Below are 286 nucleotides of genomic sequence, written 5' to 3' on the forward strand. Positions count from 1 at the left end.
CCGAGGGCATATCGTACGAAAGACCACCTCCGGTCTCTTGAGTACGCTGAGCAGCCCAGTTTTGAGCAGCTTGGAAGAACTTGAAAGTTGTCGGGTTGGCTTCTCTCTCGTCGTCGGGGAAAGCGATATCCCAGTACTCTTCCAATGCGCCACTGCCATCGGCGGCCTTTCTCCATCGCTTTCGCGTTGTCGGCATCATCTCCTGGACATGTGCCTTTTCTGCGTCGGTACCGTACTGTTCCTCGAAAGTTTTCCACGCTTCCAGCAATAGTGCACGCTACTGGGT

1 protein-coding gene is annotated in these 286 nt (G+C 54.5%); it reads right to left on the bottom strand.

From position 1 onward, the window contains the following. On the bottom strand, positions 1-268 hold a 268-nt coding region (locus ACEN88_RS35270; RefSeq protein WP_413347063.1), incomplete at its 3' end, for a hypothetical protein. Positions 269-286: the final 18 nt, after the last annotated feature.

The sequence above is a fragment of the Massilia sp. CT11-108 genome (assembly GCF_047302915.1).
Taxonomy (GTDB): domain Bacteria; phylum Pseudomonadota; class Gammaproteobacteria; order Burkholderiales; family Burkholderiaceae_D; genus Telluria; species Telluria orientalis.